17 protein-coding genes, 3 rRNA genes and 1 riboswitch are annotated in these 25,509 nt (G+C 66.3%); of the genes, 5 read left to right on the top strand and 15 right to left on the bottom strand.

What is annotated here, in order from left to right:
* Nucleotides 1–135 precede the first annotated feature (135 nt).
* Nucleotides 136–1,923 (top strand): substrate-binding domain-containing protein, encoded by a 1,788-nt coding sequence (locus STRTU_RS31635; protein WP_159748506.1) that lies wholly within the window; start codon nt 136–138, stop codon nt 1,921–1,923.
* A 17-nt stretch (nt 1,924–1,940) separates the two neighbouring features.
* Here STRTU_RS31635 and STRTU_RS31630 read toward each other — a convergent pair whose 3' ends face one another.
* Nucleotides 1,941–3,494 carry a glutamate-cysteine ligase family protein gene (locus STRTU_RS31630; RefSeq protein WP_159748504.1) on the bottom strand — a complete coding sequence of 518 codons (1,554 nt, stop codon included), beginning with the start codon at nt 3,492–3,494 and terminating at the stop codon, nt 1,941–1,943.
* A gap of 590 nt (nt 3,495–4,084) precedes the next feature.
* On the opposite strand from STRTU_RS31630, the gene STRTU_RS31625 reads away from it, so the two are divergent.
* Together STRTU_RS31625 and STRTU_RS31620 are read left to right on the top strand one after the other, a co-directional pair.
* Complete coding sequence (locus STRTU_RS31625; RefSeq protein ID WP_159748502.1) at nt 4,085–4,672, top strand: hypothetical protein; 588 nt, start codon at nt 4,085–4,087, stop codon at nt 4,670–4,672.
* Nucleotides 4,673–5,006: 334 nt separating this feature from the next.
* Complete coding sequence (locus STRTU_RS31620) at nt 5,007–5,201, top strand: DUF5999 family protein (RefSeq protein ID WP_281364506.1); 195 nt, start codon at nt 5,007–5,009, stop codon at nt 5,199–5,201.
* A gap of 69 nt (nt 5,202–5,270) precedes the next feature.
* On the opposite strand, the gene gcvP is transcribed toward STRTU_RS31620, so the two are convergent.
* Entirely contained in the window at nt 5,271–8,156 is a 2,886-nt protein-coding gene (gcvP, locus tag STRTU_RS31615) for an aminomethyl-transferring glycine dehydrogenase (protein WP_159748498.1), read from the bottom strand.
* A 187-nt stretch (nt 8,157–8,343) separates the two neighbouring features.
* Nucleotides 8,344–8,440, bottom strand: a riboswitch (glycine riboswitch).
* Between the two features lie 114 nt (nt 8,441–8,554).
* Here gcvP and STRTU_RS31610 point away from each other — a divergent pair.
* The gene (locus tag STRTU_RS31610) at nt 8,555–8,941 is read left to right on the top strand and encodes a PRC-barrel domain-containing protein (RefSeq protein WP_174879008.1); all 387 of its coding nucleotides are present in this window, start codon (nt 8,555–8,557) and stop codon (nt 8,939–8,941) included.
* On the opposite strand, the gene STRTU_RS31605 is transcribed toward STRTU_RS31610, so the two are convergent.
* From STRTU_RS31605 to STRTU_RS31545, 13 genes are all read right to left on the bottom strand, one after another.
* A complete protein-coding gene (locus STRTU_RS31605; RefSeq protein WP_159748496.1) occupies nt 8,848–10,305 on the bottom strand; it encodes a DNA polymerase IV in 1,458 nt (485 codons plus the stop codon). The two genes, STRTU_RS31610 and STRTU_RS31605, sit on opposite strands and share 94 nt — an antisense overlap.
* A gap of 66 nt (nt 10,306–10,371) precedes the next feature.
* Nucleotides 10,372–10,977, bottom strand: coding sequence for a MerR family transcriptional regulator (locus STRTU_RS31600; RefSeq protein WP_159748494.1), 606 nt, complete (start codon nt 10,975–10,977; stop codon nt 10,372–10,374).
* Between the two features lie 187 nt (nt 10,978–11,164).
* Entirely contained in the window at nt 11,165–11,638 is a 474-nt protein-coding gene (locus STRTU_RS31595) for a bifunctional nuclease family protein (RefSeq protein ID WP_006606439.1), read from the bottom strand.
* A gap of 56 nt (nt 11,639–11,694) precedes the next feature.
* On the bottom strand, nt 11,695–12,441 hold the full coding sequence (gene ftsR / locus STRTU_RS31590) for a transcriptional regulator FtsR (RefSeq protein WP_159748492.1): 747 nt from the start codon (nt 12,439–12,441) through the stop codon (nt 11,695–11,697).
* 17 nt (nt 12,442–12,458) lie between these two features.
* On the bottom strand, nt 12,459–13,307 hold the full coding sequence (locus STRTU_RS31585; protein ID WP_159748490.1) for an FHA domain-containing protein: 849 nt from the start codon (nt 13,305–13,307) through the stop codon (nt 12,459–12,461).
* Between the two features lie 118 nt (nt 13,308–13,425).
* Entirely contained in the window at nt 13,426–14,478 is a 1,053-nt protein-coding gene (locus STRTU_RS31580; protein ID WP_159748488.1) for a DUF881 domain-containing protein, read from the bottom strand.
* A gap of 5 nt (nt 14,479–14,483) precedes the next feature.
* Entirely contained in the window at nt 14,484–14,816 is a 333-nt protein-coding gene (locus STRTU_RS31575; RefSeq protein WP_003984969.1) for a small basic family protein, read from the bottom strand.
* A complete protein-coding gene (locus STRTU_RS31570) occupies nt 14,813–15,745 on the bottom strand; it encodes a DUF881 domain-containing protein (protein WP_174879028.1) in 933 nt (310 codons plus the stop codon). The genes STRTU_RS31575 and STRTU_RS31570 overlap by 4 nt, the downstream gene beginning before the upstream one ends.
* A 75-nt stretch (nt 15,746–15,820) precedes the next feature.
* Nucleotides 15,821–18,316: a mannose-1-phosphate guanyltransferase gene (locus tag STRTU_RS31565; RefSeq protein ID WP_159748485.1), complete on the bottom strand. Its 2,496-nt coding sequence runs from the start codon at nt 18,314–18,316 to the stop codon at nt 15,821–15,823.
* Between the two features lie 120 nt (nt 18,317–18,436).
* A complete protein-coding gene (locus STRTU_RS31560) occupies nt 18,437–19,045 on the bottom strand; it encodes a cardiolipin synthase ClsA (protein ID WP_159748483.1) in 609 nt (202 codons plus the stop codon).
* Between the two features lie 147 nt (nt 19,046–19,192).
* Nucleotides 19,193–19,309 (bottom strand): 5S ribosomal RNA (gene rrf / locus STRTU_RS31555).
* A gap of 75 nt (nt 19,310–19,384) precedes the next feature.
* Nucleotides 19,385–22,504: ribosomal RNA gene (locus STRTU_RS31550) — 23S ribosomal RNA — on the bottom strand.
* 301 nt (nt 22,505–22,805) lie between these two features.
* Nucleotides 22,806–24,334, bottom strand: a 16S ribosomal RNA gene (locus STRTU_RS31545).
* Together the 16S, 23S and 5S rRNA genes form the textbook arrangement of a ribosomal RNA operon.
* A gap of 703 nt (nt 24,335–25,037) precedes the next feature.
* Here STRTU_RS31545 and STRTU_RS31540 point away from each other — a divergent pair.
* A complete protein-coding gene (locus tag STRTU_RS31540) occupies nt 25,038–25,487 on the top strand; it encodes a PTS sugar transporter subunit IIA (RefSeq protein ID WP_159748481.1) in 450 nt (149 codons plus the stop codon).
* Nucleotides 25,488–25,509: the final 22 nt, after the last annotated feature.

Here is a 25,509-nt window from a genome sequence, read left to right as displayed (position 1 = left end):
CAACGCCCAGTTAGGGTCTCGGCAGCAGCTACGAAGATCGCGCACGACAGGCCGGGGACGACCGCCATCCCCATGGCGCGTTTTCCCCTACCGGCGCATCCCGGTCGAGTTCCGAGAAGGAGAGGCGCAACCGCAATGGGACGACACAGCTTGCCCGACGACTCGACACCGGCGCGCACGGGGGCCCGCCGTGGCGCACGTCCCCGCGCACTCGTCCTCGCCACCGGCGTGGTGCTGACCGTCGTCGCCGGCACGGTCGTGGCGCTGGACAACGGTCTGCTCCCGTTCGGCGGGACGTGCGGCGGCGAGGTGACACGGCTCGACGTGGCCGCCTCGCCCGATATCGCCCCGGCGATCAGGGCGGTGGCCCACTCGGCGCGGGAGGAGGCCGCCCGCGCCGACGGCAGATGCCTGGACATCAAGGTCGCCTCGCGGGCTGCCCACGAGGTCGCCGACGCCTTCGGACAGCGGCCGGTCGATCCCGAATTCCAGGTCTGGATACCGGATTCGAGCCTGTGGGTGGACCGGGTCGGCGCGGAGCGCGGCACCCCGCTGGCCACCGCCGGCACCCTCGCCACGTCCCCGATCGCACTGGGCGCCGTCCCCAAGGCCGCCACATCGCTGGGCTGGCCCGCCAAGAACTACACCTGGACGGAACTGACCCGGGCCACGACATCTGGCGACGCACCGCACCTGGGCGTCGCCGACCCGTCCCGCAGCGCCACCGGCCTGCTCTCACTGGCCCGCGTCAGCGCCGCCAACGCCAAGGAGACCCCGGACCGCACCGCCGCCGACGCCCGCACCGCCGCCACCGCGCGGCTGCTCAACCAGCGTGCCGCGGACAGCGACCGGCAGGCCATGGCCACCCTGCCCCGTGACGGCTCCGCTGCCGAGCAGCGCAATCCGCGCCGTAACCAGGCGCTGCTGCTGTCCGAGCAGGCCGCTTTCGCGCACAACACACACGCGGACGACGGGCCGGATCTGGACCTGCTCTACCCCGAGGGCGGCACCGCCCGGCTCGACTATCCCTACACGCTGGTCGACAACAGCGAGACGGACCCGGAACGGTCCCGCGCCGCCAACCGCTTCCTGACCCTGCTCAGCGAGCCCGCCGGACAGCGTGCGCTTCGCCGGCTCGGCTTCCGGGACCCCACTGGCGAGGCGGACCCGAAGGTGGTCCGCACGGCCGGCGGGCGCGCCCCGCAGCCGTACACCGCCGCCCCCGCCGAACCGCCGACGGCGAAGGAACTCCAGGCCCTGATGGGCATGTGGACGATCACGGTGCAAAACGCCCGGCTCTCCACCGTCGTGGACGCCTCGGCGTCGATGGGCGCCCCGGTCCCGGGGCACAACGGCCGATCCCGTATGGACCTCGCCAAGAAATCCCTCCTCCAGGCGCTGACCAGCTTCACCTCCGAGGACGAGATCGGGCTGTGGAAGTTCGCCACCACGCTGGACGGCGACAAGGACTATCTGGAGCTGTCCCCCACCGAACGTCTCGGCGGCCGGGACAAGGACGGCAGCACCCACCGCGACGCGCTCGCCGACGCCTTCGGCTCACTGGCCCCGCAGCCGCAGGGCGCCACCGGCCTGTACGACACCACGCTCGCCGCGTACGAGAAGGCCCGCTCGACCTATGCGAGCGGGAAGTTCAACGCGCTGGTCATCCTCACCGACGGCACCAACGACGACGCCCACGGGATCGGCCTCGACGCCCTGGTGAGCAAGCTGGAGAAGCTCTCCGACCCGAAGCGGCCGGTGCCGCTGATCGCCCTCGCGATCGGGCCGGAGGCCGACACCTCTGCCCTGCACCGCATCGTGGCACCCACCGGCGGCTCGACGCACCGGGTCAGCGACCCGTCGCAGATCCACCAGGTCATGCTCAAGGCCATCATGGCGGCAGGCAGCAACGTACCGCGCTGAGCCGCTCGGACAGGTCCTCAGGCACCCTCCGTCGCCGCCTCCCGTGGTCCCGGTACGGCGGAGCGGGCGGAGACCGGCCAGGCGACCGGCCAGGTGTGCACCGGCTGCCCCGCGTGCATCAACTCGCTGTAGCGCCGGGTCATCGCGGCCAGCGCGGCGTCCCGGTCCAGGCCCTGCCGCCGGGCGTGGTGGAAGGCCGCGGCCTGCCAGGACGCCCCGTTCCCCCGGCGCCGGCAGCGCTCGTCGATGATGCCGAGATAGTGGTCGCGGTCGGCCGGCTCCACCCCCCAGGCGTCCAGCCCGCGGGCCGCCAGCGGCAGCAGCTCCTTGCGTACCAGTCGGACGGCCGGGATCTCGGCGATGCCGCCTGCCCGCCCCGGCCGCGGCCAGTCCAGGGTGGCATCGATGCCATACCGGCAGGCCGTGTCGAAGTTACGGGCCGCGGCGGCGAACGGGAGCCGCGACCACACCGGGCGCGGCTCCTCGGCCAGGGCCCGCACCAGGCCGTAGTAGAAGGCGGTGTTCGCGATGACATCCGTGATGGTGGGGCCGGCCGGCAGCACCCGGTTCTCGACCCTGAGGTGCGCGACGCCGTCGGCGACCGCGTAGACGGGGCGGTTCCAGCGGTAGATTGTGCCGTTGTGCAGGACCATTTCGGCCAGGTCGGGCACCCCGCCCTCATCGAGGATCCGCAGCGGTTCCTGTGCCCCGCACACCGGCAGCAGCGGCGGGAAGTACCGCACATTCTCCTCGAAGAGGTCGTACGCGGAGTCGATCCAGCGCTCGCCGAACCAGGTACGGGGGCGTACCCCCTGGGCCTGTAGCTCGGGCGAGCGGGTATCCGTGGCCTGCTGGAAGACCGGCGGACGGGACTCCCGCCACAACTCACGGCCGAAGAGGAACGGCGAGTTGGCGCCGACCGCCACCTGTACCGCGGCGATGGCCTGTGCCGCGTTCCAGACAGCGGCGAACCGGCCCGGTGTCACCTGGAGATGCAGCTGGACCGACGTACAGGCGGCTTCCGGCGCGATCGAGGGCGACCGGGAGACCAGATGCTCCACGCCGCGGATGTCCAGGGCGAAGTCCTCGCCGCGGGCCGCCCGCATCTGGTCGTTGAGCAGGACATAGCGGTCGTTCTCGGAGAGGCTGGCGGCCGTGAGGTCGTTGGCGTGCAGGGTCGGCAGAATGCCGATCATCACGATCCTGGCGGCGACCTCCCGCGCTTTCCTTTCCGCATAGCCGAGTCCCGTACGGAGTTCCTCGGCAAGCTGGTCCAGCACCCGGCCGCTCAAGCGGTGCGGCAGGATGTTGACTTCAAGGTTGCACTGGGCGAGTTCGGTCTGGAAATCACCGCTGGCGATGCGCTCCAGTACTTGAGAGTTCATCATGCGGGGCAGCCCGTCGGCGCCGGCAAGATTGAGTTCGATCTCCAGACCCATGAGATTCCTGGGCCGGTCGAACCTCTTCTCCACCAGCAGCCTGTGCAATGCCTCCAGACAATTATGCAGCTTTCTTCGATAACGCTCCCGGTCCGCCAGGTCGATCCCGTCAGCGGCGACCTTCTCCCCCATCGAAGGATCCCTCCTCGAAGTGAACAGCCCGCGGCCACGGGCCGCTTGGGGCCGTCCCCGACACCGCCGGGGCTCGCGCTACGGTCGATGATGCCCCGGCAATCTGATCAATAACGCCGCGGGGGCATGCCGGTGCCGATAGGCTCGAAGTGGTGCAGCGTCCGGCACTGCCCATAGGCATATCTCCGAGGCGCGCGCCAACGGCATTTCGTTCATGAGAAACACCGGCGAGTTCCGGCCTACCACGCCGGTAAGGCAATACCAGGCGACGTCTCCAAAACGCCGTACAAAGCGGTGGAAAGCGCCTCGCGCAGCGGTCTGGATTTCGCCTTGCCGGAAATCCACAAGACCGGTAGCCGAAACACTTTCAGAACATACGTCGTATAAACTCCGCTTACGAGGCAGAGACTTGGCGCCCAGCGTCCCGGTGATCTCCACAGCACCGGAAAACAGCGGCTGACCCCACCGTCCGCAGCCCGAGCCGGCCACGCTCTGACCCCGCACGCAGACAACGCCGTTTGCACCCGCCACGCTCCACCGTGTCTCCGAGCCACGCTCCACCGTGTCTCCGAAGTGAGAGGCGACCCACCATGCCGCTGCACCTTCCCCCTGCCCCCGCACCCGCCCTGCGCAGCGTTCTCGCCGCTCTCGCCTCGCCCACCGCGGTCGGCGAGGCCCCGGTCTCCGCGCTGCGCGCCCATCAGGGTCCGCTCAGCCCCGACCACCCGCTGCCGGTCCATGTCTGGGACGAGGTCAGCCGGGCCGGCGGCACACCACACACCCGGCTGGCCGGCTGGCGTTTCCTGATCCGCGGCGGCGAGCGTGCCGTGGCGACCGCCGAGGCGGTGCTCACCGCGGACGGCTGGACCTTCGGACGCTTCTGCGGCGGCCCCTACGTCGCCGCGACCGAACAGGCGCTGGCGCAGGCGGAATCACTCGGCACGCCCTACCAGCCACGGCTGCTGTCCGTCCCCGAGCTTTACATGCTCACACTGTGGCTGCATCACGACCTCACCTCCGACGGCGCCCAGGGGCTGCCCGCGCCCGGCGACCTGCTCGTACCGCTGGCGCCCGCCCCGCCCGGTATCGCCGCGCACCGTCCGCAGCGCATCGCCGATCTGCTCCCGCGGCTCACCCTGCGGCTCACACCCGCCCCGCTGCTCGCCGAACCCGCCTGATCCGGCAGCCGGCGCCGACCCCTGCACGGCGCCCGCCGCCCCGCCCGAGCGTGCCCCGCGGCCCCGTCCGGCCACGGGGCGCTCTGCCGTGCTCACCCACCCGGCCTAGTCCGCGGATACCACTCCCAACGCTCTTGGGGACGAGTGCAATTGGGAGCAACCGCCCGCATGGGTGACGCGTCCGTATCGAGTGAGTACCGCTGCTGCGAAATCCCTGCGGAATCCCGTCCGTGGGGCAACACTGGGACCGACCGAAAGAAACGGGGGAGCGGCCATGGACACCACATCGAGCCGCACGACGACGTTCACCTCACCGCAGCGAAAGACAACTTCCATGTGTCAGCACCAACCGCCCTGCCCCTCCGCAGACTCCACCGACCGGGAGGCCGCACACCTTGTGGCGCACCATCCGGAGCAAGGCTGGAGCCTGCTCTGCAACGGCGTCCTGCTCTTCGAGGACACCGGTGAGCTGCTCCCGGACGGGCAGGTCATCGCCCCGCACCGCACCCAGGTCATCGCCGCTGCCTGACCCGCCGCGCCTGCCACGTACCACAGGGCCCCCGGCAGATCTGCCGAGGGCCCTTGATGCTGCCGTGACTCAGTTGTCGTACTCGTCCAGCGGCGGGCAGGAGCAGACGAGGTTACGGTCACCGTAGGCGCCGTCGATCCGGCGCACCGGCGGCCAGTACTTCTCCGCGGCGGCGACACCGGCCGGGAAGACGGCCTCCTCGCGGGTGTACGGGTGGGCCCAGTCGCCGCCGAGCGCGCCCGCGGTGTGCGGGGCGTTGCGCAGCGGGTTGTCGTCCTTGTCCCACTCCCCCGAGCCGACCTTCTCGATCTCCGCGCGGATGGCGATCATCGCGTCGCAGAACCGGTCCAGCTCGGCCAGGTCCTCGCTCTCGGTCGGCTCGATCATCAGCGTGCCGGCCACCGGGAACGACATCGTCGGCGCGTGGAAGCCGTAGTCGATCAGCCGCTTGGCCACATCGTCGATGCTCACACCGGTCGCCTTGGTCAGCGGCCGGACGTCGATGATGCACTCGTGCGCCACCAGGCCGCCGGGGCCCGTGTAGAGCACCGGGTAGTGCGGCTCCAGCCGCTTGGCGATGTAGTTGGCGCTGAGGACCGCGACCTGGGTGGCGCGCTTGAGGCCCTCACCGCCCATGAGGCGGACGTACGCCCAGGAGATCGGCAGGATGCCGGCCGAGCCCCAGGGAGCCGCGGAGATCGGCCCGACGCCCGTCTCGGGGCCCGCGGCGGGCTGCAGCGGGTGGTTGGGCAGGTACGGCGCCAGGTGGGCGCGTACGCCGACCGGGCCGACACCGGGGCCACCGCCACCGTGGGGGATGCAGAAGGTCTTGTGCAGGTTCAGATGCGAGACATCGCCGCCGAACTTGCCGGGCTCGGCGAGCCCGACCAGCGCATTCAGGTTGGCGCCGTCGACATAGACCTGACCGCCGGCCTCGTGCACCGCCGCGCAGATCTGGGTGATGTGCTCCTCGAACACACCGTGCGTGGAGGGGTAGGTCACCATCAGCACCGCAAGCTCGTCACGATGCTTCTCGATCTTGGCGTGCAGATCGTCGGTGTCGACCTCGCCGTCCGTACCGGTCTTGACGACGACGACCTTCATGCCGGCCATCACGGCGCTGGCGGCATTCGTGCCGTGCGCCGAGGACGGGATCAGGCAGACCGTGCGCTGCGCATCGCCGTTGGCGCGGTGGTAGGCGCGGACGGCCAGCAGACCGGCCAGCTCGCCCTGCGATCCGGCGTTCGGCTGGATGGAGACCTTGTCGTAACCGGTGACCGTGGCCAGCCGCTCCTCCAGCTCCTGGATCAGCGTGAGGTAGCCCTGGGCCTGGTCGGCCGGCGCGAACGGGTGCAGCTGACCGAACGCGGGCCAGGTGACCGGCTCCATCTCGGTGGTGGCGTTGAGCTTCATCGTGCAGGAGCCGAGCGGGATCATGCCGCGGTCCAGCGCGTAGTCCTTGTCGGCGAGGGTGCGCAGGTAGCGCAGCATCGCGGTCTCGGAGCGGTGCTCGTGGAAGACCGGGTGGGCGAGGTAGTCGTCGCTGCGCAGCAGCCCCTGCGGCAGCGTTTCGGCGACGGCCGCGTCCAGCTGCTCGACGTCACCGGGCACCCCGAAGGCGCCCCAGACGCCGGCCAGCTGCGCCCGCCCGGTGGTCTCGTCGCAGGCGATACCGACCAGGTCGGCGTCGATCTGCCGGAGGTTGACACCGGCCTCGCGGGCGGCGGTGACGACCTCGGCGGCCCGGCCGGGCACCCGGGCGGTCAGTGTGTCGAAGTACGCGCCGTGCACGATCTCCACCCCGCCGGCTCGCAGCCCCTCGGCGAGGATCGCGGCGTAGCGGTGGGTGCGCCGGGCGATCGTCCGCAGGCCCTCGGGGCCGTGGTAGACCGCGTACATCCCGGCCATGACGGCCAGCAGCACCTGCGCGGTGCAGATGTTGCTGGTGGCCTTCTCCCGGCGGATGTGCTGCTCACGGGTCTGCAGCGCCAGGCGGTAGGCCTTGTTGCCGTCGGCGTCGACGGAGACACCCACCAGACGGCCGGGAAGGCTGCGGGCGAACTGGTCACGGACGGCCATGAAGCCGGCGTGCGGTCCGCCGAAGCCCATCGGGACACCGAAGCGCTGGGTGGTGCCGACGGCGATGTCCGCGCCGAGCTCACCGGGCGAGGTCAGCAGCGTCAGGGCGAGCAGATCGGCGGCGACGGTGACGATCGCGCCCAGCTCGTGGGCCTGCTCGATGACGGCGCGGGGATCGCGCACCGCACCGGAGGCACCCGGGTACTGGAGCAGCACACCGAAGACACCGCGCTCGGCGATCTCGGCCGGAATGCCGTCGGACAGGTCCGCGACCACGACCTCGACGCCCGTGGGCTCCGCACGGGTCTCGATCACGGCGATGGTCTGCGGCAGACAGTCGGCGTCGACCAGGAAGACGCCCTGCTTGACCTTGCCGACCCGGCGGGAGAGCGCCATCGCCTCGGCGGCGGCGGTGCCCTCGTCCAGGAGCGAGGAGCCGGAGGTGGGCAGTCCGGTCAGGTCGGCGACCATCGTCTGGAAGTTCAGCAGCGCCTCCAGGCGGCCCTGCGAGATCTCCGGCTGGTAGGGCGTGTACGCCGTGTACCAGGCCGGGTTCTCCATGACGTTGCGCAGGATCACCGGCGGGGTGAACGTGCCGTAGTAGCCGAGACCGATCATGGACGACAGGACCTGGTTGCGGTCCGCCAGGCCCTGGAGTTCCTTGAGCACCTCGGCCTCGGTACGGGCCTGCGGCAGGCCGAGCGCATCGGCGCTCTTGATCACATCGGGTACGGCGGTGGCGGTGAGCTCGTCCAGCGACCCGAATCCGATGTGCGCCAGCATCTTCGCCTGCGCCGCGTGGTCGGGACCGACGTGCCGGCGCTCGAAGGGGGTGCCGCGTTCCAGCTCGGTCAAGGAGATGCGATTGGTGGTCATCTGCGGGGGCCTCCTGGTCAGTGCGACCTACGAGGGGCACCACGGCACGGGTGCCCGGACGGCCTCCCCCTCTGTCATTCAACCTGAGAGCTTCACCGGCCCGCCCAGAGGCAGCCCGGCTTTCACCGTCGGTGAGGGGGGTCCCGGCGCCGTGCCTTCCGCGGCCCGCCCTGCTTTCCAGAGTGACCTCGTCCATGCGGTACATGTGCCTGAGAGATTCCGGGGAGGATTTGCTCCTTCGGCGCCCTGGTCGCGAACGACAAGGACTCTCCCGCACGGGGTCTGCGGCCAAACGCCAGCCTACCAGCGTGGCTCTCGAAGGCTCCTTCGAGTGGCCAGGGCATGAAATGTGCCGTTTGGTAGTTGTCACAGGGCAGTTGCGACCAATTGGAGGGGCCGTGCAAACCGATATCGATCCCCGAAGCCTGATCGGCCGCAAAGCGTTCGACCGTAACGGCGCCAAAATAGGGACCATCGACGAGGTCTACCTCGACGATGCGACGGGGGAACCGGAGTGGGCGGCCGTACGCACCGGACTCTTCAGCCGGGATGCGTTCGTCCCCCTGGAGCCCAGCAAAATGGTCGGCGAGGGACTGCATATTCCCTACGACCGCAAGCTGATCAAGGACGCACCGGACTTCGGCGTGGGCCGTCATCTCTCCCCTGAGCAGGAGCTTCAGCTCTATCACCACTATCGTTTGGATATTTCTTCCCCGACCTCCGATCCGGTGCCCCCCGGCTCCGGCGACAAGAACTTCGGCAAGATCGCCGGCTCCGACGACTGACCGCCGGCCGGCGCCCCGCCCACCAGCGGCAGGGGCTCCCCCGGCCGCAGCGCCGGATCCTCGACAGCAAAGGTCCGCACCCTCCCCGGTGCGGACCATGGTGTTTCGAAGCGCACCGTCACTCTCCCCACCCCACTGCCCTGCACCCAGCCGGCGCCGTATTCGTCGTGCACCACGTCCAGCCCCGGATCCCAGCGCCGCGGCCGCTCCTCCTCGGGCTCCTGCCGCTCCGGCCCCCCGGCGGCCTGCTGCGCCGCCGCTGCGCTCGCGCTCTCCGCCGCCTCCCGCTCCGTCGCCAGCTGGGCGAAGAGATCCTCCTGTGTGAAGTCCGCCAGCCCGCTGACGCCCACTCCCAGCAGCCGCACCCCGCCGGTGGTGTCCACCATCTCCAGCAGGCGCACAGCGGCCTCCCGTATCACCGCCGGGTCGTCGGTGGGCCCCCGGAGCGTCTCGGAACGGGTCAGCGTCGAGAAGTCGTAGTTACGGACCTTGATGACCACCGTCCGCCCGGAACGCCCGGCCGCCCGCAGCCGCTGCACACACCGGTCCGCCAGCCGCAGCACCTCGCTCCGTACCCGTGCCCGGTCGGTCAGATCGACCTCGAAGGTGTCCTCGACGGAGATGGATTTCGCGTCCCGCTCGGCCACCACGGGCCGGTCGTCCTGCCCCAGCGCCATCGCATACAGCCCCGCCCCGTGCGCCTTACCCAGCAGCCGCACCAGCTCGGCCTCCCCCGCCTCGGCGGTCTCCGCGACGGTGTGGATCCCGGCCCGGCGCAGTGCCTCGGCCGTCGCGGGGCCCACCCCGGGCAGCGTCCGCGCCGTCATCGGGCCCAGCAGCTCCCGCTCCGTGCCCGGCTCGATCACCACCAGGCCGTCCGGCTTGGCCGCCTCGGACGCGATCTTCGCCAGTAGCTTCGCTCCGGCCAGCCCCACCGATCCGGTCAGTCCCGTCGCGGACCGGATGTCCCGCCGCAGCTGCTCCCCCACGGCACGCACCGCAGCCGTCTCGGCCGGCACCCCGCCCGCCTCCAGATCGACGAACGCCTCGTCCAGGCTCAGCGGCTCCACCAATGGCGACAGCGCATGCAGCAGCTCCATCACCACCTCACTCACCTGGCGGTACAGCGTGAAGCGAGGACTGAGATAAGCGGCGTTGGGACACAGCCGACGGGCCTGCGCCGTCGGCATCGCGGACCGGACACCGAAGACCCGGGCTTCATACGACGCCGTGGAGACCACACCACGCCCGCCGATCCCGCCGACCACCACAGGTTTGCCGCGCAGGCTCGGCTTGGCCGCCTGCTCGGCGGCCGCGAAGAAGGCATCCATGTCCAGATGCAGAATCGTCGGTGCGGGTCTCACATCTCCGATGCTGCCCCATGCCACTGACAATCGGCCCGATGCCGGGCCGCGCGCTCCACCGGGGTCTCAGCCCGCCCGGTTACGCCGGCGCGCCAGCTCGTCGTGCGGGTTCTTCCCCACCAGCGTCTCCCCGGTGTCCACCCGCTCCCCGTGGAGCTGTGACAGCGCACTCTCCACGTCCCGCCACACCACGCCCACGGCGATCCCGAAGACCCCCTGGCCGCCCTGGAGCAGATCCACGACCTGGTCGGGCGAGGTGCACTCGTAGACCGTGGCGCCATCGCTCATCAGCGTCATCCGCGTCAGATCCGCCAGCCCGCGCGAGCGCAGATGCTGGACGGCGGTGCGGATGTTCTGCAGCGACACCCCGGTGTCCAGCAGCCGCTTGACGATCTTCAGGACCACGACGTCCCGGAAGCTGTAGAGCCGCTGGGTGCCGGAGCCGTAGGCCGGCCGGATGCTCGGCTCCACCAGGCCCGTACGCGCCCAGTAGTCGAGCTGCCGGTAAGTGATGCCCGCTGCCGCACAGGCGGTCGGGCCGCGATAGCCGATGTTCTGGGTCTCGCAGTCCCCCGACACCGCCGCGGCCGGTGCCGGGGCAGGGTTCGCTGCTGCGCCCGAGTGGAGCGGCAACGCCCCTTCCGCCGCCATACCGTCGCCGGTGATTGCCACGCCGCCCTCCGTCCTCCACGTCCCGGACGGGACCTGCCACATCGACGGTATGCAGTCACTCGGGGTGCGTCAACGATCGCCGCGCTCGCCACGCCGAGTGATAATCACCCTACGAGTGGTTTCTCGTGACCTCGCGCGGGGAAAGGCTCATTGTTTGGCTGGAACCAGGCGGTTCGCCTGGCCGATTTCACTGGCTATTGGTCCCGAAGTCCTCGGGCGAGATCTGATCGAGGAACTCGCGGAACTTCTCCACCTCGTCCTCCTGCTCGTCCGGGATGGCGATTCCCGCGTCGTCCAGCACACCGTCGGTACCGAAGATCGGCGTTCCGGTGCGCAGGGCCAGCGCTATCGCGTCCGACGGACGCGCACTGACCTCGACCCCGCTCGCGAAGACAAGTTCGGCATAGAAAACCCCCTCGCGCAGATCCGTGATGCGGACCTGCGTCAGCTCCTGGCCCACCGCTTCGAGCACGTCCTTGAAGAGGTCATGCGTCAGCGGCCTGGCAGGGACCATGCCCTGCTGGGCAAAGGCGATGGCGGTGGCCTCCCCTGGCCCGATCCAAATGGGCAAGTATCGGTCGCCTCCCACCTCCCGCAGGAGCACGATCGGTTGGCTGGAAGGCATTTCCACCCGGACACCCACGACGTCGAGCTCGTTCACACAGCAACCCTAGGACGTGCCCGGCAGGTTTGGGTAGTCGGGCACTCGTTTGCTCGCTACAGGCGGACCCGCAGAGCACTCTGCACCAGGGCCGCATGCAGCCGTACGGACAGGGTTGCCAGCTCTCTGGCGGTGGCTTCGGCATGCGCCCTGGTCTGCGGGTTCCGGTGCCGCCGAAGGGGTGCAACGACCTGTTCGACCAGGCCCGCCTCACGCTCCGCGGCCGCCTTCACGGCACGCAGATGCCGCGGCTCCAGACCGAAACGCCCCAGGTCCGCGACAAGTTTGGCCACCGTGACGGCCTCGATGTCGTATCCGCCGTCCGCATGGGGGACGATAAGTCCGTACGACTCCCAGTCGGCGAGCGCCGCCTCGTCCACGTCCGTGGCGGCCAGCAGCTCGGCCCGGCCGATCCGGGCAGCCGTGGGGCGCTCCGCACCCGGGTCGCGTACGCCCTCGACCAGATCCCGGGAGGGTGTGGCCGGGGCGGGCAGCGGTACCTGCTCACCGCGCTCCAGGGCGTCCAGATGCTCCCGGATGACCTTCAGCGGCAGATAGTGGTCCCGCTGCATCCGCAGGACGGCGGCCAGCCGCTCGACGTCGGCCTGGGTGAATTTCCGGTATCCGGAAGGCGTGCGCTTCGGCTCGACCAGCCCCTCGGCCTCCAGGAAGCGAATCTTGGAGATGGTGACCTCGGGAAACTCCTCGCGCAGCTGGGTGAGCACCGTACCGATGCTCACCGGCTTGCCGTCCGAGGAGGCGGCGCCGGCAGAACCGGCGCCGCCTTTCGGTGTATCGCGCATATGCCTTCCCCGGCCGGTCAGATACCGGCGCCTCGCTGGCTCGCGTAGAAGACCAGACGGAACTTGCCGATCTGGACCTCGTCGCCGGTGGCGAGGGCGACGGAATCGATCCGCTCACGGTTGACATAGGTGCCGTTCAGGCTGCCGACGTCGGCGACCGTGAAGAGACCGTCCGAGCCGCGACGGAATTCCACATGACGGCGCGAGACCGTCACATCGTCGAGGAAGATGTCGCCCTGCGGATGCCGGCCGGCCGTCGTCAGCTCGCTGTCCAACAGGAAGCGACTGCCCGCATTCGGCCCCCGACGGACGACCAGCAGCGCCGACCCCAAGGGGAGAGCGTCCACGGCCGCCTGGGCCTCGGGGGACAGCGACGGCGCCAGATTCTGGCCCGTCGTCTCCGAGTCGTAGGCCTCCAGCCCCGAAATGGAGATGGTCGACGTCGTCTCGGACGCCCGCTCGGGCTGGACGCCCGCACGCAGCGGCGCACCACAGTTGGAGCAGAACCGGCTCGCCTCGGCGTTCTGGTTCCCGCACCTCGTACAAACCGGCAAGGCCGACCCTCCACCCGTGTGTGCGGCTGATGGTTCCTGGGAACCTATGCGGCCGGCACCGGAGGGGTCAACAGAACCCGCGCCGTACCCCCCGGACGGACCGCTGACCTCGTCACGGAAGAGCGGACGGCCCTCGGCCGCGGCACTCTCGTCGGTCTGGCGCGGAGCGCGATGCCGCGCGGAGCCGCTGTCGCCCTCCTGGCGTGCGCTCTTGCCGAACAGCTTTCCAAACAACTTCACGGGCGATTCCCCTTGAACGACATAGACCCGCCCGTGGGGCAGGACGAACCCTCGATGCACACACCGGCCCATCCGGACATCCTGTGAACGTCCGTGGCCTTCAAACAGTTTCCACCACACACCACACGCACGGTGCGTCGACCCCCCGTAACCTCATGCCCTTCCCGGGCACTCGACATACGTGCACGCCTCACTGAGATGACAACCGAGCGTAGTCAGGCCGCTTCGCCTCTCGCAAGGCGTTCACAATGATCTTCTTCTCACGGGTCACAGACACCTTGGCCTGCTCCTTTTCCAGAGTCTGGACCACTCCGCCAGGAATGTTCAGCGCCGGTTCCAAGTCCTCCGGCTTGCCGATGACCTTGAAGCGGAACGGCTGCATGACGCGCTTGCCGTCGATCTGCACGCCGCCCCGGACGTCCGAGAGATAGCTGTCGGCGACCACCCGGACGTCATTGACCTGGATGGCCTCCGCGCCGGCCGCCCGCAGCTCCTGGATGGTGTCCAGCAGCTTGTCCGCCTCGACGGAGTGCGACGCATCGTCGATGGTCAGGTTGATGCCGGGCCCTTGCGCCGCGACGGTCCCGGCCAGCACGCCCAGCTGCTGTTCCTTCTCCACGGTCTGCTTACGGGCCTCCTCGGCCTGGTCCGAGCTGTTCTCCAGCTCGGTCTTCTGCCCTTCCAGGCGCCGCTGTTCGTCGGTCAACCGCTGGGAGCGGTTGTCCAGCTCGTCCAGAATGCGCACCAAGTCCTCCTGGCGCGCACCTCGCAGCGCACTGCTGTCACTTGTGGAACGTACCTGAATCGCCAGGCCGAGGCCGAGAATGAACAGGAGCAGCGCAACGATCAGTTGAGCCCGGGTCAGCCGCGGCGGCCACAGACTGGCAACGAGCCGCTCCCGACCGGTCTTCGGGCGCTCCGCACTCCCGTCGTCATCGGCAACGACGTCCGGAGTCGAGGAGTCTGCCCCTTTGCCTTGCTTCTGTCCAGCACTGTCCGGTTCCTGGGCTTCGGCACCGTCGCCGGACTCCGCCGCCTCGGGGGCGCTCCGACTCTCGGGCGGCATCGGCCGTCGGCCGGCCGGACCGTGGTCCCCGTCCGCATCCGGCCGCTCGGCCGTCTCGGCCGACTCCGGCTCCGCCTTTTTCTCCGGCTCAGGCTTCTCCAGCTCCGGGGTCTTCTCCGGCTCAGGCTTCTCCGGCTCCGGGGTCTTCTCCGGCTCAGGCGTCTCGTCCGCGCTCATCCGCCTCACGCCCTGAAGACGTGCCGGCGGATCGCCGCGGCGTTGGAGAAGATCCGGATACCCAGCACCACAACGACGCCGGTGGAAAGTTGAGCACCGACGCCCAACTTGTCGCCGAGGAAGACAATCAGCGCGGCGACGACGACATTCGACAGGAAGGACACCACGAAGACCTTGTCGTCGAAGATGCCGTCCAGCATGGCGCGCAGACCGCCGAACACGGCATCCAGCGCCGCGACGACAGCGATCGGCAAGTAGGGCTCGACCACCGTCGGCACCACGGGTCGGACGACAAGTCCGACCACGACTCCCACGATGAGGCCCAATACGGCGATCACGATGTGCCCTTCCCTGTGTCGGCGCCGTCCGCCTTGGCGGCGCCGGCCTGCGGCTTTGCGGTACGTACGATCAAGCTGGGCGCGGGCGGCAGCGTGACCTCGTTCTCAGCGGAAATCCTGGTGCGTACGCCGTAGTTCTCCTGCAGCACATGCAGGTACTGACCATCGGCGCTGTCCTGGAACGCGGTACTCAGCCGCTGCCCGTCCCCCACCGCCAGCACCGTATAAGGCGGCACCAGTGGCTTGTTGTCGACCAGTATGGCGTCCCCGGCGGCTCTGATCGCCGAGAGCGAGGTAAGCCGTTGTCCATTGACGGAGATGGCCTCCGCACCGGACGCCCACAGGCCGTTGACCACGCGTTGCATATCTCTGTCGCGTACCCGCCCGGTGTCCGAAAAACCACTGCTCTCGCGCGGACCGCCGCCGCTGGACGCCGCGCCCTTCGCATCGTCCACGACGAGCTTCACACCGGGCCCGGTGGCCTGCGTCGAGCCGGACAGCAGTGCCAGCAGTTCGGCCTTGTCACCGCCGTGCTTCTTCAGCGCCTCGCGCTGCATCCTGCTGACGTCGTCCCGTAGCGCATCGACCCGCTTCTGCTGCCGGTCCGCCTCGCCGGTGCCTTTCTGGATGCGGTTGATCAGTTCCTCGCGCTCTTTGGCGAGCGTCGGTGCTGATATCCGCGCCTGCGCCGCCCCCACCGTCACCACGAGCGCGGCCAGCACCAAACCGGCCGCCAGGCCCAACTTCGCCCGCAAGGTACGCGGCAGCCCCCGCACCCCGGTCTCGGACTTCCGCGCGGCCGCCTCGGCGTACCCGTCGTCGAGACTGTGATCCATCACGTTGGTCAGCAGCGACATGGACGCATCGGGGCGCGCGGCCGGCGTATTCGGGTTGCTCCGATCGGGGCGCTGCTGCGACATGCCGCACATCGTCGCACGTCGGCCGCGCGGTCTCCCAATGGCCCCACCGGCGTGCCGATTCACGGCCCGCCGGCGGGGCTCCGGTCAGCGTCCCGCGCTGTCCACCACGGCGGACCACTCGTCCAGCAGCTGCTCGGCGGAGGTGTCGTCCGGCCCTTCCGCCCACAGGTGCGTGACCGCCTCCGCGGGGTCCGGCAGCACCAGGACCCATCGGCCGTCGGCCTCCACGACCCGTACGCCGTCGGTGGTGTCCACGTCCCGGTCCCCGGCGGCCTCGACGACATGCCGCATGACCAGGCCCTTGACCGCCCACGGGGTGGCCAGGTCGCGGCGCTGGACATGCGCCCGCGGGATCCGTGCGTCGATCTGGCTGAGCGTGAGCTGGGTACGGGCGACCAGGCCGATCAGCCGGACGAACGCCGCCGCACCGTCGAAGACGCTGCTGAACTCCGGAATGATGAAGCCGCCCATACCGTCCCCGCCGAAGACCGTGCCATCGGCGCGGGCCACCCGGGTCATGTCATCGGGCGAGGTCGTCGTCCACTCCACCTGCGTCCCGTGATACGCCGCCACCTGCTCGGCGATCCGGGTCGTGGTCACCGGCAGCGCCACCCGGCCACTACGGCGCTCGGCCGCGACCAGATCCAGCATGACCAGCAGAGCACGGTCGTCCTCGATGATCCGGCCGCGCTCGTCCACGAGGGAGAGCCGCTCGCCGACGGGGTCGAAGCGCACGCCGAAGGCGGCCCGCGCCGAGGCGACGATCTCGCCGAGCCGGACGAGCCCGGCACGCCGGGTCTCGGGGGTCTCGGTCGGCCGGGATTCGTCCAGGCCGGGGTTGATGGTCAGGGAGTCGACGCCGAGCCGTCCCAGCAGGCTGGGCAGGACCAGGCCGGCGCTACCGTTGGAGGCGTCCACGACGACCTTGAGTCCGGATTCGCTGATGCCCGTGGTATCCACGGCCCGCAGCAGGGACCCCGTATAGGAGTCGAAGACGCTGGCCGGGAAGATCAGGTCACCGATCTCGCCGGGGAAGGCGCGGCGGTACTCCTGGCGGGCGAAGACCCGGTCGAGCTTGCGTTGCCCGGCCTGCGAGAGGTCGGCGCCCCGCTCGTCGAAGAACATGATGTCCACCGAGTCCGGCACCCCGGGCGTCGTACGGACCATGATCCCGCCGGCGCTGCCCCGTGCGGTCTGCTGGCGGGCGACGGGCAACGGGACGTTCTCCAGGTCCCGTACGTCGATGGCACTGGCCTGCAGCGCGGAGATCACGGCACGTTTGAGTGCTCGGGCACCACGCGAATGGTCGCGCGCGGTGGTGACCGTGGAACCCTTCTTGAGGGTGGTGGCATACGCGCCCGCGAGCCGCACCGCGAGTTCCGGTGTGATCTCGACATTGAGGATCCCGGACACTCCACGGGCACCGAACAGATGCGCCTGACCGCGGGACTCCCAGATCACCGAGGTATTGACGAACGCGCCGGCCTCAATGGTCTTGAACGGATAGACCCGCACGTTCCCCTGGACGATCGACTCCTCGCCGATCAGGCATTCATCACCGATGACGGCGCCGTCCTCGATCCGGGAGGCCCGCATGATGTCGGTGTTCTTGCCGATCACACAGCCGCGCAGATTGCTCTGCTGTCCGATGTAGACGTTGTCGTGCACTACGGCCCGGTGCAGGAACGCGCCGCTCTTGACGACGACATTGGAGCCGACGACGGTGTGCTCACGCAGCTCCACGCCCGCTTCGATCTTGGCGTAGTCACCGATGTACAGCGGACCGCGCAGCACCGCGTCGGAATGGACCTCGGCGCCCTCCGCTACCCATACGCCCGGCGAGATCTCGAAGCCGTCGATTTCCACATCGACCTTGCCTTCGAGCACATCGGCCTGGGCCTTCACATAGCTCTCGTGCGTCCCGACATCTTCCCAGTAGCCCTCGGCGATATAGCCGTAGATCGGCTTGCCTTCCTTCATGAGCTGCGGGAAGACATCGCCGGACCAGTCGACCGACACATCGGGCTCGAAATAGTCGAAGACCTCCGGCTCCATGACGTAGATGCCGGTGTTGACGGTGTCCGAGAAGACCTGACCCCAGGTTGGCTTTTCCAGGAAGCGTTCGACCTTGCCGGCCTCGTCGACGATGGTGATGCCGAACTCAAGCGGGTTGGGGACCCGCGTGAGGCAGACCGTGACCAGGGCGCCCTTTTCCTTGTGGAAACGGATCAGATCGGTGAGATCGAAGTCCGTGAGGGCGTCACCGGAGATGACGAGGAAGGCATCGTCCTTGAGGGCTTCCTCGGCATTCTTCACACTGCCCGCGGTGCCGAGTGGCTTTTCCTCATTGGCGTAGGTGAGCTCCATTCCGAGCTCTTCTCCGTCGCCGAAGTAGTTCTTGACGAGGGAGGCAAGGAATTGCACGGTCACGACGGTCTCGTTGAGACCATGCCGCTTCAGCAGCCTGAGCACATGCTCCATGATCGGCCTGTTGACGACCGGAAGCAGGGGCTTGGGCATACTGGACGTCATGGGGCGAAGGCGTGTTCCTTCGCCACCGGCCATCACAACGGCCTTCATGTCGGAAGCGTCCTCCTCTAAGAGACGACGGTCTTGCCGACTTCACCTGTCCAGATCGCCACTGTTCCTGTTATCGCGTACGGGCGCCGGGCCTTGGCACCAGCTGCCGGTCCGGAAAGCTCAGTCGGCCGTGGTGTCCGCTTTGATGAGGCGGCGGACCTGGACCACGTAGAGGATTCCTGCCCACCAGTAGAGCGCTGTACCCCATCCTGCGAACGCCCATCCGAAAACCGCAGCAAGCGTGTGAAGCCAGCCGCTTCCGCTGCTCAGCAGGAGCAACGGGAAGGCGTACATCAAGTTGAACGTAGCCGCTTTGCCCAGGAAGTTCACCTGGGGCGGCCCGTAACCGTGGCGTCCGAGGAATCCGACCGCGATCAGCAGCATCAGTTCCCGTGCCAGCAGCGCCGCGGTCAGCCAGACCGGCAGGATCTCGCGCCAGGTCAGACCGACGAGGGTGGAGAGGATGTAGAGGCGGTCGGCGGCCGGGTCAAGGATCCGGCCCAGGCTGCTGATCTGGTTCCAGCGCCGGGCGAGCTTACCGTCCAGATAGTCACTGACACCGCTCAGGGCGAGGACCAGCAGCGCCCAGCCATCGGCCTTCGGGCCACCGAATACCGGCCACAGGATCAGCCACAGGAACAACGGCACGCCGAGGAGACGAGCCATGCTCAGGATATTCGGGATGGTGAGGACGCGATCCGTCTGAACCCGCGTCTCCTGGACCTCCACGCGGAAGCCTCCTGTGGGGAAATGTACCAACGATGCCCCCTGACCTTACCTGTCCCGCCGGCGACGCCGTGCCGCGGGTCCCAGGGTCACGGCAACGCGAAAAAGCCCCTCGGGAACTTTCGTTCCCGAGGGGCTTTCTCAAAATTTGTTCGGCGGCGTCCTACTCTCCCACAGGGTCCCCCCTGCAGTACCATCGGCGCTGAAAGGCTTAGCTTCCGGGTTCGGAATGTAACCGGGCGTTTCCCTAACGCAATGACCACCGAAACACTATGAAGTTAACCAACCCGGACATTGACACAGGTCGTTACTTCAGAACCTACACAGTGGACGCGAGCAACTGAGGACAAGCCCTCGGCCTATTAGTACCAGTCAACTCCACCCGTTACCGGGCTTCCATATCTGGCCTATCAACCCAGTCGTCTACTGGGAGCCTTAACCAATCAAGTTGGTGGGAGCCCTCATCTCGAAGCAGGCTTCCCGCTTAGATGCTTTCAGCGGTTATCCTTTCCGAACGTAGCCAACCAGCCATGCCCTTGGCAGGACAACTGGCACACCAGAGGTTCGTCCGTCCCGGTCCTCTCGTACTAGGGACAGCCCTTCTCAAGACTCCTACGCGCACAGCGGATAGGGACCGAACTGTCTCACGACGTTCTAAACCCAGCTCGCGTACCGCTTTAATGGGCGAACAGCCCAACCCTTGGGACCGACTCCAGCCCCAGGATGCGACGAGCCGACATCGAGGTGCCAAACCATCCCGTCGATATGGACTCTTGGGGAAGATCAGCCTGTTATCCCCGGGGTACCTTTTATCCGTTGAGCGACGGCGCTTCCACAAGCCACCGCCGGATCACTAGTCCCTACTTTCGTACCTGCTCGACCCGTCAGTCTCACAGTCAAGCTCCCTTGTGCACTTACACTCAACACCTGATTGCCAACCAGGCTGAGGGAACCTTTGGGCGCCTCCGTTACCCTTTAGGAGGCAACCGCCCCAGTTAAACTACCCACCAGACACTGTCCCTGATCCGGATCACGGACCCAGGTTAGACATCCAGCACGACCAGAGTGGTATTTCAACAATGACTCCACAACCACTGGCGTGGCTGCTTCAAAGTCTCCCACCTATCCTACACAAGCCGAACCGAACACCAATATCAAGCTATAGTAAAGGTCCCGGGGTCTTTCCGTCCTGCTGCGCGAAACGAGCATCTTTACTCGTAATGCAATTTCACCGGGCCTATGGTTGAGACAGTCGAGAAGTCGTTACGCCATTCGTGCAGGTCGGAACTTACCCGACAAGGAATTTCGCTACCTTAGGATGGTTATAGTTACCACCGCCGTTTACTGGCGCTTAAGTTCTCAGCTTCGCCACACCGAAATGTGACTAACCGGTCCCCTTAACGTTCCAGCACCGGGCAGGCGTCAGTCCGTATACATCGCCTTACGGCTTCGCACGGACCTGTGTTTTTAGTAAACAGTCGCTTCTCGCTGGTCTCTGCGGCCACCACCAGCTCACACTGCAAGAGTGATCACCAGCAATGGCCCCCCTTCTCCCGAAGTTACGGGGGCATTTTGCCGAGTTCCTTAACCATAGTTCACCCGAACGCCTCGGTATTCTCTACCTGACCACCTGAGTCGGTTTAGGGTACGGGCCGCCATGAAACTCGCTAGAGGCTTTTCTCGACAGCATAGGATCATCCACTTCACCACAATCGGCTCGGCATCAGGTCTCACCCACATGTCATCCGGATTTGCCTAGATGACGGGCTACACCCTTACCCCGGGACAACCACCGCCCGGGCTGGACTACCTTCCTGCGTCACCCCATCACTCACCTACTACCACCTTGGGTCAGCGGCTCCACCACTCCCCTCAACTCCGAAGAGATCAGGGCGGCTTCACGGCCTTAGCATTAATGGGCTCGATGTTTGGCGCTTCAAAGCGGGTACCGGAATATCAACCGGTTGTCCATCGACTACGCCTGTCGGCCTCGCCTTAGGTCCCGACTTACCCTGGGCAGATCAGCTTGACCCAGGAACCCTTAGTCAATCGGCGCACACGTTTCCCACGTGTGTATCGCTACTCATGCCTGCATTCTCACTCGTGAACCGTCCACAACTCGTTTCCACGGCTGCTTCACCCGGCACACGACGCTCCCCTACCCATCACCACACCCGTTAGGGCTGTTGTGGCAATGACACGACTTCGGCGGTGTGCTTGAGCCCCGCTACATTGTCGGCGCGGAATCACTTGACCAGTGAGCTATTACGCACTCTTTCAAGGATGGCTGCTTCTAAGCCAACCTCCTGGTTGTCTCTGCGACTCCACATCCTTTCCCACTTAGCACACGCTTAGGGGCCTTAGTCGATGCTCTGGGCTGTTTCCCTCTCGACCATGGAGCTTATCCCCCACAGTCTCACTGCCGCGCTCTCACTTACCGGCATTCGGAGTTTGGCTAAGGTCAGTAACCCGGTAGGGCCCATCGCCTATCCAGTGCTCTACCTCCGGCAAGAAACACACGACGCTGCACCTAAATGCATTTCGGGGAGAACCAGCTATCACGGAGTTTGATTGGCCTTTCACCCCTAACCACAGGTCATCCCCCAGGTTTTCAACCCTGGTGGGTTCGGTCCTCCACGAAGTCTTACCTCCGCTTCAACCTGCCCATGGCTAGATCACTCCGCTTCGGGTCTTGGGCACGCTACTCAACGCCCTCTTCGGACTCGCTTTCGCTACGGCTTCCCCACACGGGTTAACCTCGCAACATACCGCAAACTCGCAGGCTCATTCTTCAAAAGGCACGCAGTCACGACACAAGGACAAGTCCTTGTGCGACGCTCCCACGGCTTGTAGGCACACGGTTTCAGGTACTATTTCACTCCGCTCCCGCGGTACTTTTCACCATTCCCTCACGGTACTATCCGCTATCGGTCACCAGGGAATATTTAGGCTTAACGGGTGGTCCCGCCAGATTCACACGGGATTTCTCGGGCCCCGTGCTACTTGGGTGATTCTCAAGCAAGCCGCTGATGTTTCAGCTACGGGGGTCTTACCCTCTACGCCGGACCTTTCGCATGTCCTTCGCCTACATCAACGGTTTCTGACTTGCCTCACAGCCGGCAGACTGTGAAAGAGAACTCCCACAACCCCAACCACGCAACCCCTGCCGGGTATCACACGTGACTGGTTTGGCCTCATCCGGTTTCGCTCGCCACTACTCCCGGAATCACGGTTGTTTTCTCTTCCTGCGGGTACTGAGATGTTTCACTTCCCCGCGTTCCCTCCACACTGCCTATGTGTTCAGCAGCGGGTGACAGCCCATGACGACTGCCGGGTTTCCCCATTCGGACACCCCCGGATCAAAGCTCGGTTGACAGCTCCCCGGGGCCTATCGTGGCCTCCCACGTCCTTCATCGGTTCCTGGTGCCAAGGCATCCACCGTGCGCCCTTAAAAACTTGGCCACAGATGCTCGCGTCCACTGTGCAGTTCTCAAGCAACGACCAGCCACCCACCACCCCAACCCGAAGGCTGAGTTCACTGGGGCCGGCATCGCGAAGGTCCAGACTCATGTCCGTACCCTCAGATACCCAACAACGTGCCCGGCCCACTCGATCCATCACCACGTTCCACGCCGAAGCAGTACTAGTGACAACCAATCAAGTGCGCCGAATAGTCAACGTTCCACCCATGAGCAACCAGCATCAGACATTCGCTGATGTACTGGCCTCTGACCAACCGAAGTTGGTAAGAAGTGCTCCTTAGAAAGGAGGTGATCCAGCCGCACCTTCCGGTACGGCTACCTTGTTACGACTTCGTCCCAATCGCCAGTCCCACCTTCGACGATTCCCTCCCACAAGGGGTTGGGCCACCGGCTTCGGGTGTTACCGACTTTCGTGACGTGACGGGCGGTGTGTACAAGGCCCGGGAACGTATTCACCGCAGCAATGCTGATCTGCGATTACTAGCAACTCCGACTTCATGGGGTCGAGTTGCAGACCCCAATCCGAACTGAGACCGGCTTTTTGAGATTCGCTCCACCTCGCGGTATCGCAGCTCATTGTACCGGCCATTGTAGCACGTGTGCAGCCCAAGACATAAGGGGCATGATGACTTGACGTCGTCCCCACCTTCCTCCGAGTTGACCCCGGCAGTCTCCTGTGAGTCCCCATCACCCCGAAGGGCATGCTGGCAACACAGAACAAGGGTTGCGCTCGTTGCGGGACTTAACCCAACATCTCACGACACGAGCTGACGACAGCCATGCACCACCTGTACACCGACCACAAGGGGGACCCTGTCTCCAGGGTTTTCCGGTGTATGTCAAGCCTTGGTAAGGTTCTTCGCGTTGCGTCGAATTAAGCCACATGCTCCGCTGCTTGTGCGGGCCCCCGTCAATTCCTTTGAGTTTTAGCCTTGCGGCCGTACTCCCCAGGCGGGGAACTTAATGCGTTAGCTGCGGCACGGACGACGTGGAATGTCGCCCACACCTAGTTCCCAACGTTTACGGCGTGGACTACCAGGGTATCTAATCCTGTTCGCTCCCCACGCTTTCGCTCCTCAGCGTCAGTATCGGCCCAGAGATCCGCCTTCGCCACCGGTGTTCCTCCTGATATCTGCGCATTTCACCGCTACACCAGGAATTCCGATCTCCCCTACCGAACTCTAGCCTGCCCGTATCGAATGCAGACCCGGGGTTAAGCCCCGGGCTTTCACATCCGACGTGACAAGCCGCCTACGAGCTCTTTACGCCCAATAATTCCGGACAACGCTTGCGCCCTACGTATTACCGCGGCTGCTGGCACGTAGTTAGCCGGCGCTTCTTCTGCAGGTACCGTCACTCTCGCTTCTTCCCTGCTGAAAGAGGTTTACAACCCGAAGGCCGTCATCCCTCACGCGGCGTCGCTGCATCAGGCTTTCGCCCATTGTGCAATATTCCCCACTGCTGCCTCCCGTAGGAGTCTGGGCCGTGTCTCAGTCCCAGTGTGGCCGGTCGCCCTCTCAGGCCGGCTACCCGTCGTCGCCTTGGTAGGCCATCACCCCACCAACAAGCTGATAGGCCGCGGGCTCATCCTTCACCGCCGGAGCTTTCCACCACCAGACCATGCGGTCGGTAGTCGTATCCGGTATTAGACCCCGTTTCCAGGGCTTGTCCCAGAGTGAAGGGCAGATTGCCCACGTGTTACTCACCCGTTCGCCACTAATCCCCTCCCGAAGGAGGTTCATCGTTCGACTTGCATGTGTTAAGCACGCCGCCAGCGTTCGTCCTGAGCCAGGATCAAACTCTCCGTGAATGTTTACCCGTAATCGGGTGACACTCGCGTTGAGCGGAACAACCAGGCGGAATAGGCCCGGTCGTTCACAGCGTCCTCGCTGTGTATTGCCTACCGTCACACATGGTGTCGGCAGGACTTTCAAAGGAACCTCATCTTCCGGATGTTTCCGGTCGACGGGGTATCAACATATCTGGCGTTGACTTTTGGCACGCTGTTGAGTTCTCAAGGAACGGACGCTTCCTTTGTGCCTTATCGGTTCTGATCGACTCAGTACCGGGCTCTCCGGGCGCTTCCCTTCGGTCTTGCGTTTCCGACTCTATCAGATCCTTGCGGTTCCGATTTTCGCCGGTGCGTTTCCGCTTTGCGTTTCCGCCTTTCGGCTTCTTCGCGTTTCCCACTCTAGCAGGCCCTTTTCGGCTTTCGAACCGCTGCTTTTCTGCGGGCATGCAGAAAGCACAATTCTTGAGTCGCGATCAGGACGCTGGGAGTGCCGCCCACCTCAACCGGACGCAGTCGATTGCGTCCTGGCTGTCCGGGGCAGATGTCAGACAGTACAGCTCTGGTGTGGGCGAGGCAAATCGATTCAGCGGGACTCGCGGATGGCAACCGGCGTCTCTCATGCGGAACCGTCAGTTCTTATGACTTACGCTTCTGAACGGTGCGCCGTCCAGGACAGGTAGTGACGGCGGCCTGATGAATCTCCACCCCTGGGAGGCTTCCCATGACCACCGTGACGTCCCCTCTTGCCGGACGCGCCATCGGACTCGCGGCTGTGCCCGACCCCGTGTTCTCCGGAGCGATGGTGGGTCCCGGTACCGCCATCGATCCGGTGCGTGAGCCGTCCTCCGCTGTTTCGCCCGTGGACGGTGTCCTCGTATCGCTGCACCCGCACGCGTTCGTCGTCGTCGACTCCGAGGGACACGGTGTGCTCACCCATCTCGGTATCGACACGGTTCAGCTCAATGGCGAGGGCTTCGAGCTGCTCGTGAACAAGGGCGACACCGTGACCCGCGGCCAGGAGGTCGTGCGCTGGAACCCGGCCGCTGTTGAGCTGGCCGGGAAGTCGCCGGTGTGCCCGGTCGTCGCGCTGGAGGCCACTGCGGACTCGCTCGGCGAGGTGCGTGAGGACGGCGACGTCAAGGCGGGCGAGCAGCTCTTCTCCTGGCAGTAGCCGGGGTTCGCCCCAACGGCAG

This window comes from Streptomyces tubercidicus (genome assembly GCF_027497495.1).
GTDB lineage: Bacteria > Actinomycetota > Actinomycetes > Streptomycetales > Streptomycetaceae > Streptomyces > Streptomyces tubercidicus.
This window is presented reverse-complemented; position numbering and strand designations above follow the sequence as displayed.

Coding starts and splice junctions, on each gene's coding strand:
- STRTU_RS31625 (WP_159748502.1), top strand. CDS start 4,085: ATGCCGCTGCACCTTCCCCCTGCCCCCGCACCCGCCCTGCGCAGCGTT.
- STRTU_RS31570 (WP_174879028.1), bottom strand. CDS start 15,745: ATGTGCGGCATGTCGCAGCAGCGCCCCGATCGGAGCAACCCGAATACG.
- STRTU_RS31540 (WP_159748481.1), top strand. CDS start 25,038: ATGACCACCGTGACGTCCCCTCTTGCCGGACGCGCCATCGGACTCGCG.
- gcvP (WP_159748498.1), bottom strand. CDS start 8,156: ATGACCACCAATCGCATCTCCTTGACCGAGCTGGAACGCGGCACCCCC.
- STRTU_RS31620 (WP_281364506.1), top strand. CDS start 5,007: ATGTGTCAGCACCAACCGCCCTGCCCCTCCGCAGACTCCACCGACCGG.
- STRTU_RS31635 (WP_159748506.1), top strand. CDS start 136: ATGGGACGACACAGCTTGCCCGACGACTCGACACCGGCGCGCACGGGG.
- STRTU_RS31585 (WP_159748490.1), bottom strand. CDS start 13,307: ATGGGCCGGTGTGTGCATCGAGGGTTCGTCCTGCCCCACGGGCGGGTC.
- STRTU_RS31580 (WP_159748488.1), bottom strand. CDS start 14,478: ATGAGCGCGGACGAGACGCCTGAGCCGGAGAAGACCCCGGAGCCGGAG.
- ftsR (WP_159748492.1), bottom strand. CDS start 12,441: ATGCGCGATACACCGAAAGGCGGCGCCGGTTCTGCCGGCGCCGCCTCC.
- STRTU_RS31630 (WP_159748504.1), bottom strand. CDS start 3,494: ATGGGGGAGAAGGTCGCCGCTGACGGGATCGACCTGGCGGACCGGGAG.
- STRTU_RS31565 (WP_159748485.1), bottom strand. CDS start 18,316: ATGAAGGCCGTTGTGATGGCCGGTGGCGAAGGAACACGCCTTCGCCCC.